At 64.9% G+C, this 17,030-nt stretch carries 16 protein-coding genes; 15 read left to right on the forward strand and 1 reads right to left on the reverse strand.

Annotated features, from left to right (window positions below):
* The first annotated feature begins 107 nt into the window (after positions 1-107).
* From N181_RS19885 to derI, 14 genes are all read left to right on the forward strand, one after another.
* Positions 108-1,031, forward strand: a complete 924-nt coding sequence (locus tag N181_RS19885) for a carbohydrate ABC transporter permease (RefSeq protein WP_037428923.1) — start codon at positions 108-110, stop codon at positions 1,029-1,031.
* A gap of 10 nt (positions 1,032-1,041) precedes the next feature.
* Positions 1,042-1,899 carry a carbohydrate ABC transporter permease gene (locus N181_RS19890; protein WP_014331590.1) on the forward strand — a complete coding sequence of 286 codons (858 nt, stop codon included), beginning with the start codon at positions 1,042-1,044 and terminating at the stop codon, positions 1,897-1,899.
* Between the two features lie 6 nt (positions 1,900-1,905).
* On the forward strand, positions 1,906-3,024 hold the full coding sequence (locus N181_RS19895) for an ABC transporter ATP-binding protein (RefSeq protein WP_037434819.1): 1,119 nt from the start codon (positions 1,906-1,908) through the stop codon (positions 3,022-3,024).
* Positions 3,021-4,145, forward strand: coding sequence for an ABC transporter ATP-binding protein (locus N181_RS19900; RefSeq protein ID WP_037428927.1), 1,125 nt, complete (start codon positions 3,021-3,023; stop codon positions 4,143-4,145). The genes N181_RS19895 and N181_RS19900 overlap by 4 nt, the downstream gene beginning before the upstream one ends.
* The gene (locus N181_RS19905) at positions 4,145-5,722 is read left to right on the forward strand and encodes an FGGY-family carbohydrate kinase (RefSeq protein ID WP_060563746.1); all 1,578 of its coding nucleotides are present in this window, start codon (positions 4,145-4,147) and stop codon (positions 5,720-5,722) included. Before N181_RS19900 ends, N181_RS19905 begins: the two co-directional genes overlap by 1 nt.
* The gene (locus N181_RS19910; protein ID WP_037393144.1) at positions 5,719-6,756 is read left to right on the forward strand and encodes a 2-hydroxyacid dehydrogenase; all 1,038 of its coding nucleotides are present in this window, start codon (positions 5,719-5,721) and stop codon (positions 6,754-6,756) included. The genes N181_RS19905 and N181_RS19910 overlap by 4 nt, the downstream gene beginning before the upstream one ends.
* A gap of 10 nt (positions 6,757-6,766) precedes the next feature.
* On the forward strand, positions 6,767-8,278 hold the full coding sequence (locus tag N181_RS19915) for a glycerol-3-phosphate dehydrogenase (RefSeq protein WP_060563747.1): 1,512 nt from the start codon (positions 6,767-6,769) through the stop codon (positions 8,276-8,278).
* Positions 8,279-8,292: 14 nt separating this feature from the next.
* On the forward strand, positions 8,293-9,348 hold the full coding sequence (locus tag N181_RS19920) for a class II aldolase/adducin family protein (RefSeq protein WP_037393140.1): 1,056 nt from the start codon (positions 8,293-8,295) through the stop codon (positions 9,346-9,348).
* Positions 9,345-10,628, forward strand: a complete 1,284-nt coding sequence (locus N181_RS19925; RefSeq protein ID WP_060563749.1) for an FGGY-family carbohydrate kinase — start codon at positions 9,345-9,347, stop codon at positions 10,626-10,628. Before N181_RS19920 ends, N181_RS19925 begins: the two co-directional genes overlap by 4 nt.
* Complete coding sequence (locus tag N181_RS19930; protein ID WP_060563750.1) at positions 10,625-11,470, forward strand: TIGR01459 family HAD-type hydrolase; 846 nt, start codon at positions 10,625-10,627, stop codon at positions 11,468-11,470. Before N181_RS19925 ends, N181_RS19930 begins: the two co-directional genes overlap by 4 nt.
* A gap of 14 nt (positions 11,471-11,484) precedes the next feature.
* Entirely contained in the window at positions 11,485-12,411 is a 927-nt protein-coding gene (locus N181_RS19935; RefSeq protein WP_060563752.1) for a sugar phosphate isomerase/epimerase family protein, read from the forward strand.
* A 109-nt stretch (positions 12,412-12,520) separates the two neighbouring features.
* Positions 12,521-13,306, forward strand: a complete 786-nt coding sequence (locus tag N181_RS19940; protein ID WP_037393168.1) for a DeoR/GlpR family DNA-binding transcription regulator — start codon at positions 12,521-12,523, stop codon at positions 13,304-13,306.
* Positions 13,303-14,070, forward strand: coding sequence for a triose-phosphate isomerase (locus tag N181_RS19945; RefSeq protein WP_037428938.1), 768 nt, complete (start codon positions 13,303-13,305; stop codon positions 14,068-14,070). Before N181_RS19940 ends, N181_RS19945 begins: the two co-directional genes overlap by 4 nt.
* Before the next feature lie 41 nt (positions 14,071-14,111).
* Positions 14,112-14,549: a D-erythrulose-4-phosphate isomerase gene (gene derI, locus N181_RS19950; protein WP_037428940.1), complete on the forward strand. Its 438-nt coding sequence runs from the start codon at positions 14,112-14,114 to the stop codon at positions 14,547-14,549.
* Between the two features lie 186 nt (positions 14,550-14,735).
* On the opposite strand, the gene N181_RS19955 is transcribed toward derI, so the two are convergent.
* Positions 14,736-15,719, reverse strand: coding sequence for an AraC family transcriptional regulator (locus N181_RS19955; protein WP_060563753.1), 984 nt, complete (start codon positions 15,717-15,719; stop codon positions 14,736-14,738).
* A gap of 78 nt (positions 15,720-15,797) precedes the next feature.
* On the opposite strand from N181_RS19955, the gene N181_RS19960 reads away from it, so the two are divergent.
* Positions 15,798-17,006, forward strand: coding sequence for an MFS transporter (locus tag N181_RS19960; protein WP_037428946.1), 1,209 nt, complete (start codon positions 15,798-15,800; stop codon positions 17,004-17,006).
* The last annotated feature ends 24 nt before the right edge of the window (positions 17,007-17,030 follow it).

Raw genomic sequence — 17,030 nt, forward strand, 5'->3', positions numbered from 1 at the left:
GACCGGTTATCACCGATACGAATGCGCATACGAGGAGGGGGTCTGGCTGCGCCGGCCGCGGCCGGCCCCTTCGTCGCCATCGGCAAGGCATTTGAACGGAGCTGGCTATGGCTTCAGTGACGCAACCCGGGACAGCGCCTCGCGGCTTCAGGATCAGCAAGAGGGTTCTGCCCTATGTGCTTTCCCTGCCGGCGCTTCTCGTCTGCATCGGCATCCTGATCCCGTTTTTCTCAGCGGTGCTCTATTCCTTCCAGCGCTACCGGCTGAGCCAGCCCTGGGCACGCCAGTTCAACTGGGGTGAGAACTATCTGAATTTCTTCACCGATCCGGGCTTCTGGAACACGCTCAGGGTGTCGCTGCTCTACGCCGGCACCACCGTGATCCTGGAACTGCTGCTCGGCCTCGGCATCGCGCTGCTTCTGCAGCGGCGCTCGACCGTCAACAATTTCATCTCGATCATGCTGCTGCTGCCGTTGATGACGGCTCCGGCGCTCGCGGCGCTGATGTGGAAGCTGATGACCAATCCGGGCTTCGGAATCCTGAGCTACTTCGCCAGCCTGATCGGACTTGAAAACTTCCGCTGGGCCTCTTCGCCGGACACCGCGCTCCTGACCGTCGTGCTCGTCGATATCTGGGTCTACACGCCCTTCATCATGATCCTGCTGCTTGCCGGCCTCAGGTCCCTGCCGACCCAGCCCTTCGAGGCGGCAGCACTCGACGGCGTACCGCGCACCTTCGTGTTCTTCCGCATCACCCTGCCGATGCTGACGCCCTATATCCTGACGGCGACGCTCTTCCGGCTGCTCGACTCGATCCAGCAATTCGACATCATCTATGCGATGACCCAGGGCGGTCCGGGCGATACGCTGACCGTCTTCCAGGTCGAGGCCTATCTGAACTTCTTCCAGTCGACCAATGTGGGCCGCTCCGCCGCGCTGCTGATCATCCTGTGGGCGATCACCTACACGCTGTCGAACGTCTTCATCAAGAATTGGCTGCGCCTGCGCGAGCGCGCCCGCGGCGAGGCGTAGGGAGGGCAAGATGGAAACCATGTCTCCGCTCGAACGGCTCCTGCGTGGCATCGCACTGACGCTGGTCGTCGTTTTCTTCATGTTCCCGATCGTTTGGATTTTCCTGATGTCCTTCCAGACGAACGAGACGATCCTCAGGATTCCGCCATCGGTGGTCTTCACGCCGACGCTCGACAACTACGCGGCGCTGATCACCGGCAAGCTGCAGACCGCCGCCGGAACGCTCGACATCGCTTTCATGCGCAATCTCGGCAACTCGGTTTTCCTGTCGGTCGTCTCCGTCGCCGTGGCGCTGCTGCTTGGCGTGCCCGCCGCCTACGCTTTCGCGCGGCACAAGTTCAAGGGGTCGGAGGACATCGCCTTCACGCTGCTCTCCTTCCGCTTCGCGCCGCCGCTCCTCGTGCTCTTGCCGCTGACGCAATATTTCCAATGGCTCGGCCTCTCGAACACCTATTTCGGCCTGATCTGGGTCTACCAGCTGATCTGCCTGCCGCTCATCCTCTGGATCGTGCGCGGCTATTTCGAGGACATCTCGGCCGACGTCGAATATGCCTATCGGATCGCCGGGCATTCCTGGTTCGCGACCTTCCGCAAGATCGCCCTGCCGCTGGCGGGACCGGGGATCGCGGCTGCCGGCCTGCTCGCCTTCATCTTCGCCTGGAACAACTTCGTCTTCGCATTGGTGCTGGCATCGGCCGACAAGCAGCCGGTGACGGTCGGTGCGCTTGCCTTCGTCACGGCCTCCGGCATCCAATACGGCCAGATCGCCGCGGCCATCGTGCTGTCGATCACGCCGACGCTCGCTCTCGCACTCTACGCCCAGCGCTACCTCGTCGAAGGCCTGTCGCTCGGTGCGGTGAAGGGATAATCGCTGATGACGACACTGCAGTTGAAGAACATCGTCAAACGATACAAGAGCCAGACGGTTCTCGACGACCTGTCGCTCGACGTGGCCGACGGCGAACGGCTGGTGCTCTTCGGCCCCTCCGGCGCCGGCAAGACGGTGCTCCTGAGGCTCGTTGCCGGCGTCGTCGATCCGGACGAAGGCCAGGTGTTGATCGGCGGCGCGGACATGACGGACGTCGATGCGGAGTATCGCGGCGTCGGCATGGCCTTCCAGAATTTCGCGCTGTTCCCGCATATGAGCGCCTTCGACAATATCGCCAGCGCCCTGACGGCTAGGCGGTCATCGAAGGAGGCGATCGCCGCCGGGGTCGGGAAGGTAGCGAAGCTCTTGAAGATCGACCATGTACTCACCCATCATCCGAAGGCGCTGTCCAACGGGCAGAAGCAGCGCACCGCTCTTGCCCGGGCGCTGGTCGGCTCGCCGCCGCTGCTGCTGCTCGACGACCCATTGCGGAACGTCGATGCCAAGCTACGGTTCGAGATGCGTCTGGAGCTGCCGCGCCTGCTCGCCGCGCAAGGCGCCACCGTCATCTACGTCACCCAGGACTACAAGGAGGCGATGGCGCTCGGCGACCGCATCGCCGTGATGTTCGAGGGGCGCATCCGTCAGATCGGCACGCCGGCGGATATCTACAACACGCCGGCCGAGATCGAGATCGCCCGGCTGTTCGGCGACCCGACCATCAATCTCCTGGACGTCGTGCCGCAGCGGGGGCCGGATGGCGCCTTCGTGGAACTCTCCGGCGTCCGCCTCCGCCTGCCGGGCTTCGGGCCGGAGATCGTCGGCAAGGCCTGCGTGCTCGGCATCCGGCCGGAAAGTATCGCCTTCACGGATGCGTCCGCGCCCGGAGCGATACCGGTCACGGTCGAGGCTGAAACGCCACTTAACGAGAAAACCGTCACCCTCACTCTGACCGCCCGCCGCCGCGAAATCCTTGTGTCGCGCCCGGCCGGAACGCCAGGTCCGCAAACCGGGCCGGCGCACCTTGCGGTCAACAGCCGGGCGACCTTGCTGTTCGACAAGGAAAACGGCCGGCTGATGCGTCCATCGGAGCTCGCCTCCAAGCGGAATGGAGAAGCGGCATGAGCGACAGCGCGCTGTTGTTGAAGGATGTCGACAAGTTCTATGGGCCGATCGATTACGGCGTCCATGCCGTCAAGAAGCTCAGCATGGATGTCAGGAAGGGCGAGATCATCGCGCTTCTCGGCTCGTCCGGCTGCGGCAAGACTTCGACCTTGCGGATGATCGCCGGCTTCGAGGCGGTGTCGCGCGGCAAGATCTCGCTCGGGGGTCGCGAGATCCAGACATTCCCGCCGGTCCGCCGCAACGTGGCGATGGCCTTCGAAGGCTATTCGCTCTACCCGCCGCTGACGGTGCGGGAAAACATCGCCTTCGCGCTCAAGGCTTCGAAGTTGTCGCACAGCACCGTCGACGAGAAGGTGGCGGGCATCGCCAAGCTGCTCGAGATCGAGGACATTCTCGGCCGCTATCCGAGCTCGATTTCCGGTGGCCAGCAGCAGCGCGCCTCGCTGGGGCGGGCGTTGATCCGCGACGCGAGCCTGCACCTGCTCGACGAGCCGATGGGGCAGCTCGAGCCGCAATTGCGCGCCGTGCTGCGCGGCCGCATCAAGCACTACATCAAGGAACGCGGCCTGACCGCCATTCTCGTCACCCACGACCAGACCGAGGCGAATGCCCTTGCCGACCGCATCGCCGTCATGGAAGGCGGCGTGCTGCAGCAGTTCGACACGCCGCAGCGGATCAAGGAGCGGCCGGCCAATCTCTTTACCGGAACCTTCGTCGGCGAGCCGCCGATGAACGTCTTCGAGGCGAGTGTTACGGCCTCCGAGAACCGCCTAGCCTTCGGGCTCAAGGATGGTATCCGGCTGGAATACGCGGCTTCCGACTTCTCGCACACTGTCCGCGACGTGCTGAAAAGGCGCCAACGGGTGGTTCTCGGCGTCAGGCCCTATGCGGTGAAGCGCAGCGCCGACGGCGTCACCGGCCGCGTCGCCGTCAATCAGTGGCTTGGCGACCAGACACATATCGCTGCGGATTTCGCCGGCGGCACCTTGGTTCTGGTCGAGCACGATCGGTCAAATCTCGAGGTCGGCCAGCCGATCGGCATCCGCCTCGAACCGGCCAGCCTCCACGTCTTCGACGGTGAGAGCGGCATGGCGATCTCGCATGGAGAGGAGCTCGCCTGATGCGCGACATCCTGATCGGCATCGATGCGGGGACGTCGGTCATCAAGTCGGTCGCCTTCGACCTCGGCGGCCGGCAGCTCGCGATCGCCGCCGTCCCGAACAGCTATGAGGCGGTGGGGCGGACCGGCAGCGTTCAGGACCTGCGCCGCACCTGGGCGGACACTGTGAAAACCCTGGTCGAGCTCTCGGCCGGGATCGAGAACCTCCCTGGCCGTGTTGCCGCGATCGCGGTGACCGGTCAGGGAGACGGCACCTGGATGATCGACAGCGACGGCGAGCCGGTCGGCAAGGGCTGGCTGTGGCTCGATGCGCGGGCCGGCGAAACGGTCGAGCGGCTGCGCGGCGACAGCGGCGATGTCGAACGGTTCTCGCGCACCGGCTCCGGGCTTGCGGCCTGCCAGCAGGGGCCGCAACTGCGCTGGATGGTGGACAATGCGCCGGAAATGCTCCGCGGCGCCACCACGGCCTTCCACTGCAAGGACTGGCTCTATTTCAACTTCACGGGACAGCGCGCCACCGATCCCTCGGAGGCGAACTTCACCTTCGGCGATTTCCGCACCCGCCAGTATTGCGACGAGGTGATTTCCTTCCTCGGTCTAGATACTCTGAAGCATCTACTGCCGGACATCGTCGACGGGGCCGCTTCGCATCATGCGCTCTCACAGACTGCCGCGTCGGCGACCGGCCTTCCGGCCGGGACACCGGTGGTGCTCGGCTATGTCGACGTGGTCTGCACGGCGCTCGGTGCGGGGCTCTATGATCCGGGGACCGATGCGGGCTGTTCGATCATCGGTTCGACCGGCATGCATATGCGCCTGGCGACGAGTGCCGAGGACGTGCGGCTCAACCGGGATCTGACCGGCTACACGATGTGCATGCCGATCCCCAATACTTATACTCAGATGCAGTCGAACATGGCGGCGACGCTGAATATCGACTGGATCCTTTCGATTGCCGGCGGCGTGCTCAAGGGCATGGGGGTCGAGAAGTCCAAGGGCGAGCTGCTCGCCCATGTGGACGGCTGGCTTCAGGAAGCGAAGGGCACGCCGCTTCTCTTTGAACCCTATATTTCCGAAGCCGGCGAGCGCGGTCCTTTCGTCGACGCCTCGGCGCGCGCCTCGTTCGTCGGCCTGTCGAGCACCCACGGCTTTGGCGACATGGTGCGGGCCGTCTTCGACGGCCTCGCCCTTGCCGCCCGCGATTGCTATGCCGAAATGGGGCCGCTGCCCGAGTGCATTCGCCTGACCGGCGGCGCGGCGCGGAGCGCCTCCTTGCGCCGCATCCTCGGCGGTGCGCTTGGTGCCAGCATCCAGACCAGCGAACGCGACGAGGCGGGTGCGGCGGGCGTCGCGATGATCGCCGCGGTCTCGCTCGGCATCTACCCCTCGATGGCCGATTGCGTCGGCGACTGGGTGCGGCCGCACCAGCCCCTCGCCGAGCCGGCCGACGCGGAGCTCGTCCGCCGCTATGACGCGCTTTTCCCTGCCTATCAGCAGTCGCGCCTCGCGCTCAGGCCGGTCTGGCACGCGCTCTCCCACGCGGCCGGAACGGGAGATCAACAGGAAAGACCGAAATGAAGAAGATAGCCATCATCGGCGACCGGTTCATGCTGCCGGATGTGTTCCGCGACAAGATCGTCGAGGCCTGTGGTGATGGGCATGAGATCCGCCTGCTCGAACAGCCCTGGCCCGACGTGCCGATGGAACATGGCTATGCGGTCGAGGGTATGGACGGGCTGAAGGAATATCTCGGCAAACCCAAAGAAATCATTGAATTCATTGGCGACGCGGAAATCCTGGTGACGCAGCTTGCGCCCGTGTCGCGAGCGATGCTGTCGGAACTGCCGAACTTGAAGCTTGTCGCCGTTTCCCGCGGCGGTCCGGTCAATATCGACATGAATGCCGCCCGCGATGCCGGTGTGCGCGTCGTCAATACGCCGGGCCGCAATGCGAGTGCCGTCGCGGAGTTCACGATCGGCGCCATCCTGGCCGAGACGCGGCTGATCCGCGTTGGCCACGAGGCGCTGAGGCGGGGCGAATGGCGCGGCGATCTCTATCGGGCCGACCGCACGGGGCGCGAACTTTCGGAATTGACCGTCGGCGTCATCGGCTACGGCAATATCGGCACCAGGGTCGTCCAGCTGCTGCGCGCCTTCGGCACCAAGGTGCTTGTCCATGATCCCTATGTGCAGTTGAGCGCCGAGGACCGCAATGCCGGCGTCGAGCACGTCTCGCTCGACGATCTGCTGGTGCGATCCGACGTGGTGACGCTGCACCCGCGCGTCACGGCGGAAACGCGGAACATGATGAACGCGGAGACCTTCGCGAAGATGAAGCCCGGCGTGATCTTCGTGAACACCGCACGCGGTCCGCTCTGCGACTATGAGGCGCTCTATGACAACCTCGTCAGCGGCCACCTCTCGAGCGCCATGCTGGAGACCTTCGCGGTCGAGCCGGTGCCGGACGACTGGCCGCTCTTGAAGCTGCCCAACGTCACCCTCACGCCGCATATCGCCGGCGCCTCGGTCCGAACCGTCACCTATGCGGCCGAAATGGCCGCGGAAGAGGTGCGCCGCTATATCGCCGGCCTGCCGCCGGTCAATCCGTGCTGAGGGGGCGGGGATGAGCGAAACCGGCATATACGATCTTTTCGTCATTGGCGGCGGGATCAACGGCGCGGGTATTGCCCGCGATGCGGCGGGGCGGGGGCTCTCCGTCCTGCTCTGCGAGAAGGACGATCTCGCTCAGGGCACCAGTTCGCGTTCCGGAAAGCTCGTCCATGGCGGTTTGCGCTATCTCGAATACTACGAATTCCGGCTGGTGCGCGAGGCGCTGATCGAGCGCGAGGTGCTCCTGGAATCGGCGCCGCATATCATCTGGCCGATGCGCTTCGTGCTGCCGCACAATCCCGTCGACCGGCCGGCCTGGCTCGTCCGTCTCGGGCTTTTTCTCTATGACCATCTCGGCGGCCGCGAGCGCCTGCCGGGCACGCGGACGCTCGACCTCAGGACGGCGCCGGAAGGCGCGCCGATCAAATCGGCCTATCGCAGGGCTTTCGAATATTCCGACTGTTGGGTGGACGATGCCCGGCTTGTCGTCCTGAACGCGCTCGATGCCGAGAAGAAGGGCGCCCGGATCCTGACGCGCACCGCCTGTACCAGCATCCGCCGCCGTGGCGATCATTGGCATATCGAGATGACCAACGCAGGGACGGGCGCGAAGACCGAGGTCAACGCGCGCTGCGTCGCCAACACCGCCGGCCCCTGGGTCAACGACGTGATCGGCCGGATTGCCGGGCTCAATTCCCGCCGCAGCGTTCGGCTCGTCAAGGGCAGCCATATCGTCGTGCCGAAGTTCTGGGAGGGGCGGCAGGCCTATCTTGTCCAGAATCCCGACAAGCGCGTCATCTTCATCAACCCTTATCAGAACGATCTGGCACTGATCGGCACTACCGACATCCCCTATGAGGGACGGCCGGAGGACGTCGCCGCCGACGCCGAAGAGATCGGCTACCTGCTGAAGTCGGTGAACCGCTATTTCAAGCAGCAGCTCGCCGATGCGGACATCATCCAGAGCTTCTCCGGGGTCCGGCCGCTCTATGACGATAACGCCGAAAATCCTTCGGCGGTGACGCGCGACTATATATTCGAGCTCGATGCGGCAGAGGGCGAGGCGCCGCTGCTTTCCGTTTTCGGCGGCAAGATCACCACCTTCCGCAAGCTTTCCGAGCATGCACTGGAGCGGTTGAACCCCTTTTTTCCGAAGATCGGACCGGCCTGGACGGCGCGTGCCCATTTGCCGGGCGGCGATATGGTGGACGCGGATTTCGATCAGTTCCTCGGCGAGCTTCGGACCCGCTATCGCTGGCTGCCGGCCGATCTCGCCAAGCATTATGCGAGGCTCTACGGCACGCGGACCCACGAACTGATCGGCGGCGCTACGTCGCTCGAGGAGCTCGGCGCGGCCTTCAGCCGGCTCTTCCGCGAGCGGGAAGCCCGCTTCCTGATCGAAACCGAATGGGCGCGGACGGCGGAGGATCTGCTTGAGCGCCGGACGAAGCATGGCCTGCACATGAGCGAAGCCGAAAAGCGGGCCTTCAGCGGCTGGCTCGAGGGCCAGCAGGCGGCAGCATGAGAAAGGGGCAGGCGATGTTGCGAAGCTCCGAATTCGAAGCGCTTCTGGATCTGTCGGCGCGCATCGGCGCCGATCCGGAGCTTGTCCAGGGTGCCGGCGGCAATACCTCGATCAAGGAGGGCGATACCCTCTGGATCAAGGCTTCTGGACTCTGGCTCGCCCAGGCGCGTACAGATGACATCATGGTGCCGGTCGCCCTCGACCCATTGCTCGATGCCCTGGAGCGAGACGATCCGGCGGCGGAGAAGGCCCAGGATTTTGTCATCCGGGAGCTCAATCCTTCCGGTCTCAGGCCGTCGATCGAGACCACGGTGCACGCGCTGTTGCCGCAGAAGGTGGTGATCCATGTCCATTGCGTGGCGACGATCGCAGCCGTGGTGCAGACCAATGCTGCGGCGATCGCGGCCGATAGACTTGACGACATTCCCTACGCCTTCGTTCCCTATGCCCGCCCCGGCCTGCCGCTTGCGAGAGCGATCGGCGAACGAATCGATGCGGAGACGTCCGTGCTGGTGCTCGGCAATCACGGCCTCGCGGTCGCCGGCGATACGATCGAGGACGCGGCGCTTCTTCTTGTCGAGGTCTCGGATCGTTTTGGCGGACTCGTGCGCCAGGCTCCGGCGGCTGATTTTCCGGCGCTTGCGCGCCTGGCCGTCAACAGCGCCTATAGACTTCCGGATGACGAAAGGCTGCATGATGCCGCGACCGACCTCGAAAGCTGCAGGATCGCCGCCGGCGGCAGCCTCTATCCCGACCATGTGATCTTTCTCGGCAAGGGTTCGGTCATCGCCGCGCCGGGGGATACGGCTCTTTCAGTCGAGGAACGTTTTCGTGGCGCAGGAGGGACGCTGCCGCCGCTCCTTCTGTTCCCCGGCAAGGGGGCGTTAGTGCTGAAGGATGCGTCGGCCGGCGCGCTTGCCATGGCCCGCTGCCTTTCGGATGTCGCCGCGCGCATTCCGGCGAGCGCTCGACTGCGCTATCTGACGGATGCCGAAAATGCCGAGCTGCTCGGCTTGGATGCGGAGAAATACCGCCAGCAGCTGAACCGGGCCGGGCAGGTGCTGCAATGAGCGAGGAAGGCGGGCTCGTCCTCGGCATCGACATCGGCACGTCCGGCGCCCGTGCCGTTGCGATGGATAGCGCTGGCGAAATCGTCGCGTCGGGCGCCGCCAAACTTGCCGCCTTCTCTCCTGACCATCGTGATCCGCTCGGCTGGTGGAAGGCCGTGCATGCAGCCCTTCTGGAGACGCTCGCGGCGATCGATCCGGCGCGCGTGCGTGCGATCAGCATTGACGGCACCTCCGGCACGATGCTGCCGGTTACCGCCGATGGAGCGCCGCTTGCGACGCCACTGATGTACAACGATCCGGTCGCCGACCCTGCCATTCTCGACCGCATCACCGCGCAAGCGCCGAAGGAAAGCGCCGCGCACGGCACGACCTCCGGTCTCGCCAAGCTGCTGGCGTTTCAAGCGCTCCCCAGCGTCTTCCGCGTGATCCACCAGGCGGATTGGCTCGCCGGGCATTTTACCGGCCTCTACGACATTACCGACGAGAACAACGCGCTGAAGACCGGCTACGATCCGCTCAGCCGACGCTGGCCGGACTGGCTCGCCCGCACCGGTGCGCGAACCGAACTGCTGCCGGACGTTCTGCCGGCCGGCGCGCCCGCTGCAACGATCTCGCCGGCGGCGGCGGAAGCCTTTGGGCTGCCGGGCGATACGGTTGTCGTTGCCGGCACGACGGACGGCTGTGCCTCGTTCCTGGCCACCGGCGCGGACAGGCCCGGTGACGGCGTCAGCGCGCTCGGCACGACCCTGACGGTGAAGATGCTGTCGGACCGGCCGCTATTTGCCCCGGACTATGGGCTCTACAGTCACCGGATCGGCGACATGTGGCTTGCCGGTGGTGCCTCCAATACGGGCGGTGCGGTGCTTGCTGCGCATTTCAGCGCAGAGCGGATCGCCGAACTTTCGGCGGCAATCGATCCGAACACGGAGACGGGCCTCGATTTCTACCCGTTGACGAAGCCCGGCGAACGCTTCCCGATCGCGGATCCCGAGCTGATGCCGCGCATGACGCCGCGCCCGGCCGATGACGGGGAATTCCTGAAGGCGATCTTCGAAGGGATCGCCGGCGTCGAGGCGCTAGCCTATGAACGGCTCGTTTCGCTCGGCAGTCCTCCGCTCCGCTCGGTCCGCACCGTCGGCGGCGGCGCCAGGAATCCGGCCTGGACGGCGATCCGCGCGCGCAGCCTCGGCGTGCCGTTTCTGCCGACGCAATCCGAGGAGGCGGCCGCCGGCACGGCGTGGCTTGCGCTATCCGGCGCGAGAAAGGCGGGAGTGCTATGAGCGCCGTCCGCACCATCCCCGGCCTGTCGGCGATCGCCGACGCCTATGATGCCTTCGTGATCGACCAGTTCGGCGTCTTGAGGGACGGGCGCGAGCCTTATCCGGGTGCCGCCGACACGCTCGTCCGCCTGAGGAAGGCAGGAAAGCGGATCATCATTCTATCGAATTCCGGCAAACGCTCGGCGGAAAATGACCGCCGCCTGGCGGAACTTGGCTTCGAGCCCGGCAGCTGGGACTGGTTCCTGACCTCGGGCGAGGTTGCCTGGCAGCTCCTGAAGCGGGAAGGGGCGGTCACGGCGGGGGGAACGCGGAAATGCCTGCTGATCAGCCGCGACGGAGACCTGTCACCGCTGAAGGGTCTCGATCTCGTCCGCACCGAGAGCGGCGAGGAGGCCGATATCGTGCTGCTCGCGGGAAGCGAAGGCGACGTCCATCCGCTTGTCCATTACGAGAACTTGCTTCGACCAGCGGCGCGGCGCGGCGTCCCTTGCCTCTGCACCAACCCGGACAAAGTGATGCTGACGCGGAGAGGCCAGGCCTTCGGCGCAGGGCGCATTGCCGAGCTCTATGAGGGGCTCGGTGGCAAGGTACGCTGGATCGGCAAGCCGTTCCCCGACATCTACGACTTCGCGCTCGATTTCCTCGGCCGGCCCGATCCGGCACGGGTCTGCGCGATCGGCGACAGCGTCGAGCATGACATTGCCGGCGCGGCGGCCGTTGGCCTCGGTTCGGTATTGGTGACCACCGGCATTCTCGAGCACCAGTCGGAGGATGAGCGGCGGCGGCTCTTCGCCACGCACGCTGCGACCCCCGATTTCATTCTGCCAAAATTTCTCTGGTAGCCAGGAGACCGGCCATGGCCTTCACGCTGTCGCTCAATACCAATCCTCTCGTCAACCGCTTTGCCGAGCCGGACGACCTGATCGACACGATCGCCGAGAGGATCCGCATCGGCTACGTGCAACTCACCCACGAGTTCGTCAATCCGGGCTGGCCGGCGGCGACGATCAGCAAGGTGACCCGGCAATTCCGGACGGCCCTGGCCCGCACCGGCGTGAAGATCACCTCGGGCATGACCGGGCCCTATGGCCGGCTCAACCATTTCGGCCATCCCGACCCGGATGTGCGCCGCTACTATGTCGACTGGTTCCGGACCTTCGCCGATATCTCTGCAGAGCTCGGTGCCTCCGCCATCGGCACGCAGTTCGCGATCTTCACGCTCAAGGATTACGACGACCCGGTGCGGCGCGAGGAATTGATGGCAATCGCCATCGACTGCTGGCGTGACGTGGCGGAGCACGCCAAGGCGGCAGGGCTTTCCTATGTCTTCTGGGAGCCGATGTCGGTCGGCCGCGAATTCGGCCATACGATCGAGGCATGCCGGGCGCTCGATCGCCGTTTCGCCGAGGCCGAGCTGCCGATCCCGATGAAGATGATGGTCGATATAGACCACGGCGACGTGAGTTCGGACAATCCGGCCGATATCGATCCCTATGCCTGGGCGGAGGGCTTTCCGCGGCAATCGCCGATCATCCACATCAAGCAATCGTCGATGAACAAGGGTGGCCATTGGCCCTTTACCGCCGCCTACAACAGGGACGGCCGCATCACGCCGGAGCGCCTGCTCGATGCCGTCAGAAAGGGCGGCGGCACGGACAACGAGATCTGCCTGGAACTCTCGTTCCGCGAACGCGAGCCGACCGATCACCGGGTGGTGGAGATGATCCGTGAGTCGGTGGCGTTCTGGGAACCTCACATCGACACGGGGTTTAATCGTCGATAAAGATCACAGATAATAGTAACAAAATATCACAGCATAAGTTGAAAAATCACAACGTCATGTTATGTTCTTAGGTGCGGGGGCTGGACCCGCACCGAAAGGGACAATGACAGTGAAGCCGGAAGACAGGCGACAGGCGATCATGGACGTTTTGATGGAGGCGGGAACGGCCTCCGTCGAAGACCTCGCCATTCGCTTCGGCGTCAGCAAGATGACCGTGCATCGCGACCTCGACGACCTGGAACAGGCTGGTCTGTTGCGCAAGGTCCATGGCGGCGCGTCGATCCAGTCGAGCCCGCAGTTCGAGAGCGATTTCCGTTACCGCGAGAAGATCGCCACGGCCGAGAAGCGGCGGATTGCCGAACATGCCGTGACGCTGATCGAGCCGGGCCAGAGCGTCATCATCGACGACAGTTCCACCGCCGGGGCGATCGCCGCCTGTCTCAAGGACATCCGCCCGCTCACCGTCATCACCAACAATCTCGGTGTCATTGCCGAACTGTCGGGAGCGCCGGGCATCAACCTGATCGCCCTCGGCGGCCAGTACAGCAAGAAATTCAACGGCTTCTTCGGCATCGTCACCGAGGAGGCGCTGCGCTCGCTGCGTGCGGACGTCGCCTTCCTGTCGAGTTCGGCGATCGAAGGCGCAACCGCCTTCCATCAGGACCAGGAGGTCGTGCAGACCAAGCGCCAGATGGTGAAGTCGGCGACGTGCAAATACCTGCTCGTCGACCACGACAAGTTCGGCCGCGCAGCTCTGCACTACCTGACCGGGCTCGAGGTCTTCGATGCGGTGCTGACCGGCAGCGAGGTTTCGGAAGACCATGCCGCAGCGCTCGGCGAGGCGGGCGTCAAGCTCATCACCGTCGACAATCGAAAAATAGCGGAGAAGGCATGAGCAAGTCGCGGCTCTGGGTCGGCACCAGCTGGAAGATGAACAAGACGCTCTCGGAGGCGATGGCCTTCGCCGAGGGGCTGGCTGCTGCCGATGAGGAGCGTGATCCACGCATCCAGCGTTTCGTCATTCCGCCGTTCACGGCAGTCCGCCAGGTGAAGGAGAGGCTGAAGGCGACGAGCGTCAAGGTTGGTGCGCAGAACATGCATTGGGAGGATGCCGGTGCCTGGACGGGCGAGATCTCTCCCTTGATGCTGAAGGATTGCGGGCTCGATCTTGTCGAGCTCGGTCATAGCGAGCGGCGCGAACATTTCGGCGAGACCGATCGCACCGTCGGCCTCAAGACGGCGGCGGCCGTCAGGCACGGTCTCGTTCCGCTGATCTGCATTGGCGAAACGCTCGCCGAACGGGAGGAGGGCGCGGCGGATGCGGTCTTGAAGCGTCAGGTGGAAGGCGCGTTCGCTCTCCTCGAGGGCGCCGCGAGACAGGCGCCGATTCTGCTCGCCTATGAGCCCGTCTGGGCGATCGGCGTCAACGGAATACCGGCCACTGCCGATTATGCCGACGCCCGCCACCGGCGGATTGCCGAGGTGGCCGAAGCGGCGCTCGGCGTCGCGGTACCGGTGCTCTACGGCGGCAGCGTCAATCCCGCAAACTGCGAGGAACTGATCGCCGAGCCCCATATCGACGGCCTCTTCATCGGCCGCTCCGCTTGGGAGGTCGGCGGCTATCTCGACATTCTGCAGCGTGTCGCCGGCGCGATCTGACCGGCCGAAGGAATAGAACAAGTGCGGAAAGGAAACCCCTTATGAAAATCGCAATCGGAGCCGATAGCGCAGGCAAGCCGTTGCTCGACGTCATCGCCGCCCATCTCGCCGGCCGGAGCGACGTCGAGGTCAAGGATCTGAGCCAGGCGGGTTTCTACGCCGACCTGTCGGAGCATCTCGCAAAGACGATCACCACCGGGGAGAACGACCGCGGCATCCTGATCTGCGGCACCGGCATCGGCGTCTGCATCTCCGCCAACAAGGTCCCCGGTATTCGAGCGGCACTCACCCACGACACCTATTCGGCCGAGCGGGCGGCGAAGTCCAACAACGCGCAGATCATCACCATGGGGGCGCGGGTCATCGGCCCGGAGCTGGCGAAATCGATCGTCGATACCTGGCTCGCCGCCGAATTCGATCCGCACGGTCCCTCGGCCGGCAATGTCCAGGCAATCGATCGGCTGGATGCCGGCAAATAGAGTTCCGTTTTCCGCATCGCACGTGATCCTCCCTCGTGCGGAGCGGCGTTGACGCCCGGCAGCAATGCCGGGTGTTTGCGTTCACGGACTACCGGTCGCTTCCGATGCTGAGGCCGGGCGCCCCCTCGACGCCGCGACAGTTTTCCTTAAATCGCGTTCGATTTGAGGACAGAAACATGCAGCGATTTAAAGTGCTACAGAGACCCTTTGTGCGTCTGAAAGACGCACGGCGCTGTAGTGGCTGGGCGGAACGCCGATGACGCGCTTGAAGGCGCGGCTGAAAGCGGCTTCCGAGTCATAACCCAGACGCCGTGCCACGACCGAGATGCGCACGCGGTCGCGGCTCAGCCACTGCCGCGCCTGATGCATGCGGACTTGCGTCAGGTAGCGCGCCGGTGTCTCGCCGACCACGGAATGAAACTGCTGGGCAAAGCCGGATCGCGAGGCGCCCATGACCTTGGCGAGAGAATCGACCGTCCAGTTCTGTTCGGGATCGAGATGGATGGCGGCAATCACCCGGCCGATGGCCGGATGCCGGACGGCGGCCATCCAGCCGCTCGTGTCGCCGCATCCGTGCTCCACCCAGGACCGGATGATCAGGGCGGCGAGCACATCGGCAAGGCGCGCCAACACGCCGCCCGAGCCGACGCGGCTTGCACCCACCTCGCGCGCCATCGCGTCGAGCAGGTGCGGGATTGCCGGCTCGCTGGCGGTAAGCGCGTCGATGCGCATCACGTCGGGCATCATGCGCAACAGCGGGTGCATGGCATCGACATTGAATTTCAGGCTGCCGCAGAACAGGATCGTCGTTTCTCCCCGACCGCCGCCGCAGACGTCGTAGACGCAGTGGCACACCTCGCGGACGGAATAGGCCTCGAGCGGCGATAGCGGCTCACCCGGCGCACTCGCCAGCGCATGTTCGATCCCGCGCGGCAGCAGCACCGCGTCGCCGCGCTTCAATTCGATCCACTGGCCGCCAGGAACGCCCAGCCAGCAGCTGCCGCAGATGAAGTGGAACCGCGCCGCCTCATGGGCCGGAAAGCGGATTCCCCAGGGCGCCGTCAACTCGCAGCGCCCGTAATCGACGCCATCGAGGCGCAGGCCCCGTAGCATCTCCGTCAAGGCATCGTCGGCGGTTGCGGCCGGAAATTTGGACGAATGATCAAGCATTCCGGAATTTCTAACATGGAATGTCCAGCACGTCACGGCTTATCTAACCGGGACCCGGATTGTTGGAGAATTGCCCTCATGACAGACATAGCGACAAGCATGGATGCTCCCCTCGTGGCGGACGCGACCGACGAACGCAGCGAACCGGCCTGGGCCGGCGTCATCTCGCTGGCGCTCGGCGTGTTCGGCCTCGTCACTGCAGAATTCCTTCCTGCAAGCGTCCTGACCCCGATGGCAGCCGATCTCGGGATCAGCGACGGCACGGCGGGGCAGGCGGTCACCGCGACCGCCGTGGTCGGGGCAATAGCAGCGCCGACGATTGCGATCGCCACCCGCGGTTTCGACCGCCGGCTCGTGCTCTGGGGCTTCACCCTCGCGCTGATCCTCTCCAGTCTGCTTGCGGCGTTTGCCACCAATCTCACCATGCTGCTTGTCGCTCGTGTGGTTCTCGGCATCGGGCTAGGCGGCTTCTGGTCGATGATGGCGGCGATCGCGCTGCGCCTCGTGCCGATGCGTCTCGTGCCGCGCGCCATGTCGATCATCTTCACCGGTGTCTCGCTGGCGACGGTCTGTGCGGCGCCGGTGGGCGCCTATATCGGCGATCTCTGGGGCTGGCGCGTCACCTTCCTGGTCGCCTCTGCGCTTGGCGCCGTCACGCTGCTTGTGCAGATGGCAAGCGTACCGCGCCTGCCGCCGCAATCGGTGCCGAGCCTCAAGCTTCTGCTCGATCTCTTGCGCCGGCCGAGCATCAGCATCGGCATCGTCACCGTCCTGCTCTTCGTCTCCGGTCATTTCGCCGGCTTCACCTATGTTCGCCCGTTCCTGGAAAAGGTGCCTGCCCTTGGCATCGAGGCGATCTCGCTGATCCTGCTTGCCTTTGGCGTCGGCGGCTTCTTCGGCAATCTCGCCGGCGGCTTCATAATCGAGCGCAGCATCACGGCCGCCGTCAGCCTCGGCACCTTCCTCATCGCAGCCATGGCGCTGGCGCTGGTGGTCTTCGGTTCTAATGACCTCATTTCGGCGGGTGCAGTAACCCTCTGGGGCTTTGCCTTCGGGGCACTGCCGGTCGCCGTTCAGACATGGATGGTGCGGGCCGCCCCGGATCACGCCGAAAGCACCGGCGGCCTGATCGTCGCAACCTTCCAGGTGGCGATCGCCGGCGGGGCGGTGCTGGGTGGCCTCTTCGTCGACGGCTTCGGCCCGCTTGGTGCGATGAGCTATTGCGCCGTCGCGACCCTTGCGAGCGCGCTGTTTGTTCTCGCCTCGCGGCGCAGCATAGGGGTCTGAACCGGCATTGGCCGTTGATTCTGC

Source organism: Sinorhizobium fredii USDA 205, assembly GCF_001461695.1.
In the GTDB taxonomy this organism is placed as follows: domain Bacteria; phylum Pseudomonadota; class Alphaproteobacteria; order Rhizobiales; family Rhizobiaceae; genus Sinorhizobium; species Sinorhizobium fredii.

Coding starts and splice junctions, on each gene's coding strand:
- N181_RS19885 (WP_037428923.1), top strand. CDS start 108: ATGGCTTCAGTGACGCAACCCGGGACAGCGCCTCGCGGCTTCAGGATC.
- N181_RS19890 (WP_014331590.1), top strand. CDS start 1,042: ATGGAAACCATGTCTCCGCTCGAACGGCTCCTGCGTGGCATCGCACTG.
- N181_RS19895 (WP_037434819.1), top strand. CDS start 1,906: ATGACGACACTGCAGTTGAAGAACATCGTCAAACGATACAAGAGCCAG.
- N181_RS19900 (WP_037428927.1), top strand. CDS start 3,021: ATGAGCGACAGCGCGCTGTTGTTGAAGGATGTCGACAAGTTCTATGGG.
- N181_RS19905 (WP_060563746.1), top strand. CDS start 4,145: ATGCGCGACATCCTGATCGGCATCGATGCGGGGACGTCGGTCATCAAG.
- N181_RS19910 (WP_037393144.1), top strand. CDS start 5,719: ATGAAGAAGATAGCCATCATCGGCGACCGGTTCATGCTGCCGGATGTG.
- N181_RS19915 (WP_060563747.1), top strand. CDS start 6,767: ATGAGCGAAACCGGCATATACGATCTTTTCGTCATTGGCGGCGGGATC.
- N181_RS19920 (WP_037393140.1), top strand. CDS start 8,293: ATGTTGCGAAGCTCCGAATTCGAAGCGCTTCTGGATCTGTCGGCGCGC.
- N181_RS19925 (WP_060563749.1), top strand. CDS start 9,345: ATGAGCGAGGAAGGCGGGCTCGTCCTCGGCATCGACATCGGCACGTCC.
- N181_RS19930 (WP_060563750.1), top strand. CDS start 10,625: ATGAGCGCCGTCCGCACCATCCCCGGCCTGTCGGCGATCGCCGACGCC.
- N181_RS19935 (WP_060563752.1), top strand. CDS start 11,485: ATGGCCTTCACGCTGTCGCTCAATACCAATCCTCTCGTCAACCGCTTT.
- N181_RS19945 (WP_037428938.1), top strand. CDS start 13,303: ATGAGCAAGTCGCGGCTCTGGGTCGGCACCAGCTGGAAGATGAACAAG.
- derI (WP_037428940.1), top strand. CDS start 14,112: ATGAAAATCGCAATCGGAGCCGATAGCGCAGGCAAGCCGTTGCTCGAC.
- N181_RS19955 (WP_060563753.1), bottom strand. CDS start 15,719: ATGCTTGATCATTCGTCCAAATTTCCGGCCGCAACCGCCGACGATGCC.
- N181_RS19960 (WP_037428946.1), top strand. CDS start 15,798: ATGACAGACATAGCGACAAGCATGGATGCTCCCCTCGTGGCGGACGCG.